Consider the following 7622-nt stretch of genomic DNA (forward strand, 5'->3'; position numbering starts at 1 on the left):
CATCCTGATTTCGGTCATGCTCGATAGCATGGGGATCGGGCTGATCATGCCGGTCATGCCCGAGTTGATCCAGGAGGTCGAAGGCGAAGGCATCGGTGCTGCCGCCGTCTGGGGCGGCATCCTTGCGACGATCTTTGCCGCGATGCAGTTCCTTTTCGGGCCGACTCTGGGCAGCCTCTCGGACCGTTTCGGGCGCAGGCCTATCCTGATCGGGTCGCTGGTCGTGATGGCCTTCAGCTATGTGCTGATGGCCCTCGCCCTGAGCATCACCTTCCTGCTGGTGGCGCGGATCATCGGCGGGATCACAGCCGCAACACAGGCGACCTCGGCAGCCTATATGGCCGATATCTCGAAGCCGCATGAAAAAGCCGCGAATTTCGGTCTGATCGGTGCGGCCTTCGGGGTGGGTTTCGTGCTGGGTCCGATGATCGGCGGGCTGCTGGCGGAATACGGCACGCGGGCACCCTTCTGGGCGGCTGCCGGCCTTGCAGCGGCCAATGCCGTCTTCGGCTTTTTCGTCCTGCCCGAGACCGTCACCGACAAGATCCGCCGCCCCTTCCAGTGGGCCCGCGCAAACCCGCTGGGCGCATTGCGGAACATCGGCGCGCTGCCGGAACTGAAGAAACTCTTGCTGATCTCCTTCGTTTATACCATGGCCTTTTTCGTCTATCCCGGCGTCTGGGCCTACTTCGGGGCCGAGCGTTTCGGCTGGAGCCCGGGCATGATCGGCCTGTCGCTGGGTCTTTTCGGGGTCGGCATCGCGATTGTGCAGGGGCTGCTGATCCGGCCCATCCTGCGGCGGATCGGGGACCGCAACGCGGTCATCCTCGGGCTGTCGATCGACGTCGTCGCCTTTGTCGCACTGGGGTTCGTGACGACCGGCTGGGTCGCACTGGCGCTGACACCGCTGACGGCACTGGGGTCTATCGCGGGGCCTGCGCTGCAAGGGATCATGTCGCGCACCGCCGCCGACAACCAGCAGGGCGAGTTGCAGGGCACGGTCAGTTCGATCAACGCGGTCGCGACGATCCTTGCGCCGCTGATGGTCACGCAGACCTTCTGGTATTTCACCGATGGGGGCGGCCCGCTCTATGCCCCCGGCGCGCCCTTCCTGCTGTCGGCGCTTTTGACCGTCTTTTGCATCGCGGTCTTTGTCCAGACGCCCCGTCCGCAGCGCGCCCGCGTCATCTAGCGTCGCCTTCGGGCTTGCATGCGCCATAACTTCTGGCAGGGTCGCGCCGAACACAGAACCAAAAGGCCTCTCCCATGTCCCAAGTCAAAGCCGCCGTCTGCCGTGAATTCGGCGCTCCCCTTACAATTGAAACCGTCACGCTGGCCGCCCCCAACGCGGGCGAGGTCGAGGTCACACTGGCCGCCTGCGCGATCTGTCATTCCGATATCACCTATATGGGCGGCGGCTGGGGCGGCACCCTGCCAGCGATCTACGGGCACGAGGCGGCGGGCCATGTCTCGGCCGTCGGGGACGGCGTGCGCGGGCTGGCGGTCGGCGATCCGGTCGTGGTCACGCTGATCCGGTCCTGCGGCACCTGCCCCTCTTGCGCCAGCGGCGCACCCGTGGCCTGCGAAAGTGATGTGGCGACCAGCCCGATCACCGATGCATCCGGCGCGCCTGTCGTGCAGGCGATGAACACCGGCGGTTTTGCCGAAAAGGTCGTGGTCAGCCAGTCACAGGTCGTGAAGCTGAGCGCGGGGATTCCGATGGAAGCCGCATCCTTGCTTGCCTGCGGGGTGATCACGGGTGTCGGCGCAGTGGTCAACGCCGCAGGGTTGCGGGCGGGTCAGGATGTGGTCGTGATCGGCGCGGGCGGCGTGGGCCTGAACGCCATCCAAGGCGCGCGGATTGCCGGCGCACGCCGGATCGTCGCCGTCGACATGAGCGAAGAGAAACTGGCGATTGCCCGCGAATTCGGCGCCACCGACGGTGTGCTCGGCACGGTCGAGAAACCATGGCAGGCCGCGAAAGAGGCCATGGGGCGCGGCGCTGATGCGGTCTTCGTCACCGTGGGTGCCATCCCCGCCTATGACGCGGCCCCCAAATACCTTGCCAACAAAGGCAAGGTGATCATGGTCGGCATGCCCCATTCCGGCGCGATGTCCACTTACGAGCCGGTGATGCTGGCCGCCACTGGCCAGGGCATGGTCGGTTCCAAGATGGGCGATGTGGTTATCGCCCGCGACATCCCCTGGATGGTCGACCTTTATGAACAGGGCCGCCTGAAACTGGACGAGCTGATCTCGGGCCGCTGGCGCCTCGATCAGATCAACGAGGCCATTGCGGATACCAAGACTGGAAGTGCGAAGCGGAATGTGATTGTATTCGGGTAAATCCACATGACCCGCGACAGAGAGGCAGACCAGATGCCCCGAGACGCCACACTCCGCGGCCCCAAGGCCCGCGCCCTGATGCCGGATTACCTGCGGCTGATTGCGCTCTTCGGTATCGTCGTCGTCAACGTGCAGTATATCGCGTTTTCGTCGCTGAACGGGTTTACGCCCCCCGCGGGGGAACCAATGCGCGACATGGTCACGCTCTGGCTTGTGAACGGCTTGGCGCTGCTCAAGACCTATGGTCTGTTTTCCTTCATGTTCGGCGTGGGCCTGGGTTTTCTGATGGCCTCGGCCGAGAGGCGCGGCCTGCCCTTCAATCATCTGTATCGCAACCGGATGATCGGGCTGCTGATCCTGGGGATCGCGCATGGATGCCTGTTCTTTCCGGGCGACATTCTTGTGATCTATGCGGTGACGGGGACGATTCTCTATCGGTTCAGGCATTGGCCGGTGGCAAGGCTGGTCAAGGTCGGGGGCGCGTTGCTTGTTGTCCAGATCGTCATCGCGCTGCCATTGCTGGTGGCGACACCCGAAGTGCCGGCGGATTTTCTTGCCATCGAGCAGGCTGCGCTGGCGGATGGTCGCTTCCTAGATGCCGCGATTTTCCGAAGCGTCAGCTTTGCATTCACCTTTCCGTTTCTGGTCATGACCCAGGGGTTTTCCGCCCTCGGGTGGTTTTGCCTTGGTCTGGCATCCGTGAAGTCGGGCATGATCGACGATGCGGATCACCCGCTGTGGGCGCGCGCGCGGCGGTTGTGCCTTGTGCCGGGGGTCGGGCTGAGCCTGATCGGGGCCGCGCTTTGGCTATGGGGGCCGACACCGGCGGGCGTGGCGCTGACGGTGGTCGCGGCCCCGCTGGCGACCATCGGCTATCTTGGCCTGATCGCGCTGATCTCGCGGCCACCCGGACCGATCATGTCGCGGGCGCTGGCGGCGGGCGGATCGAGCCTCAGCATCTACCTTGGGCAATCGATCCTTCTGTCCGGCATCTTTGCCGCCTACGGGCTGGACCTGTGGAGCAGCGTCGGCCTGATGACCGCGACCCTCATCGCGATCTTGGTCACTGTCCTGCTGATCGTGGGTCTGGCGTTCTGGCGGATGTGGTTCAGGCTGGGTCCCTTCGAATGGGTGCTGCGGCGGATCACCTATACCGGGGCGCAGGCCAGGCCTGCATAGGCGCAGCTTACCCCTTCAGGGCGCTGATCCATTCATCGCCCCGTCCCAGTCGTAGACCACGATATCCCCGGTTTCCCGCGCATCCAGCGACCGGTAGAGCGCCCTTGCCGCCACGTTGTCCGCTTCCGTCGCCAGCCAGATGCCCTCGCAGCCTCGCGCCCGCGCCACATCCAACAGCCGCGCACACATCCGCCTCGCGATGCCCTGTCGCTGCCATTCATCGCGCACGCCGACCTCGGCCACAAAGAACGCAGGCGCCTTGTCGGGATGCAGCATCACCTGCCCCGTCGCCATGCCGACCGCCTGATCCCCGGCATAAGCCATGACAAGCACATGCGCCGGATCATCCAGAAACGCCTGCGCCTGATCCGCGCGCACGGGATTGTCGAACACCCCCTCGGCGACAGCCAGAAGACGTGCAAGATCATCTGGACCCATCAGGTGAAGCGTGATTGTCTCGGGCAAGACAAATACCTCTCGGAGTAGCCTCATGAAACTCGCCGATCTCGACATCATTGTCACGGCCCCACCGCCGCCCGGTTGGGGCGGGCGCTATTGGCTGCTGGTCAAGGTGACCTCGGACAGCGGCGTCGTCGGCTGGGGCGAGTGTTATGCCGCGTCGGTCGGCCCCGCGGCGATGAAGGCCGTCATCACCGATGTCTTCACCCGCCACATGGCAGGCGAGAACCCCGAGAATATCGAGTTGATGTTCCGCCGCGTTTATTCCGCAGGCTTCACTCAGCGCCCTGACCTGACGGTCATCGGCGCATGGTCGGGGCTGGAAATGGCCTGCTGGGACATGGTCGGCAAGGACCGCGACCGCCCCGTTCATGCGCTGATCGGCGGGCGGATGAACGACCGCATCCGCGCCTATACCTACCTTTATCCGCGCGACAGCCACCCCTTGCCGGAATTCTGGTCCAGTCCCGACATGGCGGCCGAGGTTGCCTTGGACATGGTCGAGAAAGGCTATACGGCGATCAAATTCGACCCCGCAGGCCCCTATACCATCCGTGGCGGGCACATGCCCTCGATGCATGACATCAGCCTGTCGGTCGCCTTTTGCCGCGCCATCCGCGAGGCCGTGGGCGACCGCGCCGACCTTCTGTTCGGCACGCACGGGCAGTTCAGCACCGGCGGCGCGATCCGTCTGGCCAAGGCGCTCGAACCCTATTCGCCGCTTTGGTACGAAGAACCGATCCCGCCGGACAACATCGCGCAAATGGCAAGCGTCGCCGCCGCGACCTGCATCCCTGTCGCGACTGGCGAACGCCTGACCACCAAGGCGGAATTCGCCCAGATCCTGCGGCAGGGTGCTGCGACGATCCTGCAACCGGCGCTTGGACGGTCGGGCGGCATCTGGGAAACCAAGAAGATCGCCGCCATGGCCGAGGTCTATAACGCCCAGATCGCACCGCATCTTTACGCAGGCCCCATCGAATGGGCGGCCAATATCCAGCTTGCCGCCTCGATCCCCAATATCCTGCTGGCCGAAACCATCGAGACGCCCTTCCATTTCGACCTGATCAGACACGGGCTCACGGTCGAGGACGGTTATATCCCCGTGCCCACCGCCCCGGGGTTGGGGATCGAGGTGGACGAAGTCCTCGCCCGCGCGCATCCTTTCACCGGCGACGGGCTGCATCTGCAAATGCAGGAAGACCCGATCGGCTATCACGGGTTCAACACCTTTGCAGGCGGCGCGCCGGTCAAGCGTGACGGCGACGCCTGACGGGGGTTTCATTTCCCGCATCCATACCTATGATTGAACCACGTTCAACGATGGGGGACCCATGGCCAGCAAGACCGAAGCCCGCCGCGAGGCGCTGCGCAAAACCCTGATCGAGATCGCCGAGAAGACCATCGCGACCCAAGGCCTGCGCGCCCTGCGTGCCCGTGATCTGGCGAAAGAGGCAGGCTGTGCCGTCGGTGCCATCTACAACGTCTTTGGCGATCTGACCGATCTGGCTTTGGCCGTGAACGCGCGCACCTTTCACAGGCTGGGCGCCGAGGTCGCGGCCGCGCTGGACGACGCAGGTCAGGATCCGGTGGACCAGCTTGTCGTCATGGCGCAGGCCTATCACCACTTTGCCGCGGCCAATCACCTGTCGTGGCGGGCCCTCTTCGAGGTCGAGCGTCCCGAAGGCGAAACTGCCCCCGACTGGTATCTGCAAGAGATGGGGCGACTGTTTGTCTATATCTCGGACCCTTTGTCCGTGATCTTCCCTGACGCCGCACCTGACGACCTTGTGCTTTTGACGCGCGCGCTGTTCTCGTCGGTGCACGGGATCGTCCTGCTGGGCCTCGATGATGCCAGCGCAGGCGTCCCGCGCCAGGACATCGACCGCATGATCGCCCTTGTTCTGCACCAGGTCACGGCGTCCAGCAGAATTATTTGAACAATGTTCATTTTTGGTCTTGCGAGAATCGCAGCCCTGACTTACATCTAGGTCATGAACATTGTTCATGATTGGAGAACCAGATGCTCAAGACACTTGCGACACTCATTCAGGGCCAGAACGCACGGGCAGAGGACCGCGTCCGCGATGCCTTCGCCATCGAACTGATCGACCAGAAGATCCGCGAAAGCGAAAGCTCCTTGCGCGCGGCGAAAGCCACGCTTGCCAGCCTGATCCAGCGCCAGCGGTCCGAGGAAAGGCAGCACGCGGCCCTCAAGACCCGCATCGCCGACCTGACCGCCCGCGCGGCCGAGGCACTCGACAACAACCGCGAGGATATGGCCCTTGAAGCCGCCCGCGCCATCGCCAGCATGGAAAACGAACTGGCGGTGCGTGACGAAACGCGCGACCGGCTGGACCAGAAGATCACCCGCCTGCGGTCCTCGATCGAGGCGGGACACCGCCGGATCATCGACCTCAAACAGGGCGCGATCCAGGCCAGGGCGGTGCGCCGGGAACAGACGATCCAGATGCGGCTGGTCAAATCCGGCGCTGTCGAAAGCAGCGTCGAAGAGGCCGAAGAGCTGATCGCCCGCGTCCTTGGCCGTGACGACCCCTTCGAGCGGTCCGAGATCATGGCCGACATCAACCGCGACCTGACCGGCGGCAGCATCGCCGACCGCATGGCCGAGGCAGGCTTCGGACCTGCCACGCGCGCAACGGCGGAGGGTGTTCTCGCCCGCCTGAAGTCATCCAAATCTTAACCCCGACAAACCCATCAACCCGAAAGGAAATCCCATGTCCGTCTCGAAATCAGACAATGCACTGATCATGTTCGTCAACGGCGTCGGTGTCGCCATCGCCTATGGCATGCTCGGCATCTCGCTTTGGCTCTCGACCAATGTGCCGCTCGCCACCAAGGGCTTCTGGGCCATGGCGATCCTTCTGCTGACCCTCGCGCTGATCAATTTCGTCAAATACCGCTTCGACGAAAAACTGTCCGAAGACCGCATCGCCCGACTCGAGGCCGCGCGCAACGAAAAGCTGCTGGAAGAATACAGCGGCGACAAGATCTGACCGCCATCTGCCGACCCTCCCTGTCCCGCCCCCCGGGACAGGGATTTCGCTTTTCAAATCCCACGTCCTTGGACACACTCGCCCCATGAAATACCTGCGCCAGTTTGCGGCCCGTATCGTGGGCCAGTCGATCCGTATCTTCGCCCGCGCCATCACCGCCGTGCGGGCCGATTGGAAGGGCATCGAACCGGTCCCCCGCCAGCGCGTCTATTTCGCCAATCACACCAGCAATGCCGACATGCCGATGATCTGGTCGGTGCTGCCACCGGCGCTGCGCCGCACCGTGCGGCCGGTGGCTGCCGCCGACTACTGGCTCAAGAACCGCCTGCGCGCCTTTGTCGGGCCCGAGGTCTTCAACTGCGTCCTGATCGACCGCCGCCCCGAGGTCGACGACAAACCGCTCGACAAGATCATCGCCGCGCTGGACGAAGGATCGTCCCTGATCATCTTTCCCGAAGGCAACCGCAACATGACCGAAGACCCGCTCTTGCCCTTCAAGGCGGGGCTTTACAACATGGGGCTGGCACGACCGGATGTGGACCTTGTGCCCACATGGGTCGCCAACCTGACCGAGATCATGCCCAAGGGCGAGGTGATCCCCCTGCCGCTGATCTGCACCGT

General features: G+C 64.0%; 9 protein-coding genes. 8 read left to right on the plus strand and 1 reads right to left on the minus strand.

The genetic code is table 11. The features are described from left to right. Window position 1: 1 nt before the first annotated feature. From V7N12_RS12900 to V7N12_RS12910, 3 genes are all read left to right on the plus strand, one after another. Window positions 2–1192 carry a TCR/Tet family MFS transporter gene (locus V7N12_RS12900; protein ID WP_333715030.1) on the plus strand — a complete coding sequence of 397 codons (1191 nt, stop codon included), beginning with the start codon at window positions 2–4 and terminating at the stop codon, window positions 1190–1192. A 74-nt stretch (window positions 1193–1266) separates the two neighbouring features. Beyond that, window positions 1267–2346, plus strand: coding sequence for a zinc-binding dehydrogenase (locus tag V7N12_RS12905; RefSeq protein WP_333715031.1), 1080 nt, complete (start codon window positions 1267–1269; stop codon window positions 2344–2346). A 6-nt stretch (window positions 2347–2352) separates the two neighbouring features. After that, window positions 2353–3525, plus strand: a complete 1173-nt coding sequence (locus V7N12_RS12910) for a DUF418 domain-containing protein (RefSeq protein ID WP_333715032.1) — start codon at window positions 2353–2355, stop codon at window positions 3523–3525. A 15-nt stretch (window positions 3526–3540) separates the two neighbouring features. Here V7N12_RS12910 and V7N12_RS12915 read toward each other — a convergent pair whose 3' ends face one another. Then, on the minus strand, window positions 3541–3990 hold the full coding sequence (locus V7N12_RS12915) for a GNAT family N-acetyltransferase (protein ID WP_333715033.1): 450 nt from the start codon (window positions 3988–3990) through the stop codon (window positions 3541–3543). 25 nt (window positions 3991–4015) lie between these two features. On the opposite strand from V7N12_RS12915, the gene V7N12_RS12920 reads away from it, so the two are divergent. The 5 genes from V7N12_RS12920 to V7N12_RS12940 all read left to right on the plus strand — a co-directional run. Then, the gene (locus V7N12_RS12920) at window positions 4016–5257 is read left to right on the plus strand and encodes a mandelate racemase/muconate lactonizing enzyme family protein (protein ID WP_333715034.1); all 1242 of its coding nucleotides are present in this window, start codon (window positions 4016–4018) and stop codon (window positions 5255–5257) included. Between the two features lie 61 nt (window positions 5258–5318). After that, window positions 5319–5924 (plus strand): TetR/AcrR family transcriptional regulator, encoded by a 606-nt coding sequence (locus V7N12_RS12925; protein WP_333715035.1) that lies wholly within the window; start codon window positions 5319–5321, stop codon window positions 5922–5924. Window positions 5925–6007: 83 nt separating this feature from the next. Then, a complete protein-coding gene (locus V7N12_RS12930) occupies window positions 6008–6688 on the plus strand; it encodes a PspA/IM30 family protein (RefSeq protein ID WP_333715036.1) in 681 nt (226 codons plus the stop codon). Window positions 6689–6722: 34 nt separating this feature from the next. Then, window positions 6723–7001: a hypothetical protein gene (locus V7N12_RS12935; RefSeq protein ID WP_333715037.1), complete on the plus strand. Its 279-nt coding sequence runs from the start codon at window positions 6723–6725 to the stop codon at window positions 6999–7001. Between the two features lie 85 nt (window positions 7002–7086). Beyond that, window positions 7087–7622 (plus strand): lysophospholipid acyltransferase family protein (locus V7N12_RS12940; RefSeq protein ID WP_333715038.1); only part of this gene is annotated, 536 nt, incomplete at its 3' end.

This window comes from Yoonia sp. (assembly GCF_036770585.1).
Taxonomy (GTDB): Bacteria; Pseudomonadota; Alphaproteobacteria; order Rhodobacterales; family Rhodobacteraceae; genus Yoonia.

What these genes read in the sequence shown, in the direction of transcription:
- V7N12_RS12920 (WP_333715034.1), top strand. Translation starts at nt 4,016, where the DNA reads ATGAAACTCGCCGATCTCGACATCATTGTCACGGCCCCACCGCCGCCC.
- V7N12_RS12905 (WP_333715031.1), top strand. Translation starts at nt 1,267, where the DNA reads ATGTCCCAAGTCAAAGCCGCCGTCTGCCGTGAATTCGGCGCTCCCCTT.
- V7N12_RS12935 (WP_333715037.1), top strand. Translation starts at nt 6,723, where the DNA reads ATGTCCGTCTCGAAATCAGACAATGCACTGATCATGTTCGTCAACGGC.
- V7N12_RS12910 (WP_333715032.1), top strand. Translation starts at nt 2,353, where the DNA reads ATGACCCGCGACAGAGAGGCAGACCAGATGCCCCGAGACGCCACACTC.
- V7N12_RS12925 (WP_333715035.1), top strand. Translation starts at nt 5,319, where the DNA reads ATGGCCAGCAAGACCGAAGCCCGCCGCGAGGCGCTGCGCAAAACCCTG.
- V7N12_RS12930 (WP_333715036.1), top strand. Translation starts at nt 6,008, where the DNA reads ATGCTCAAGACACTTGCGACACTCATTCAGGGCCAGAACGCACGGGCA.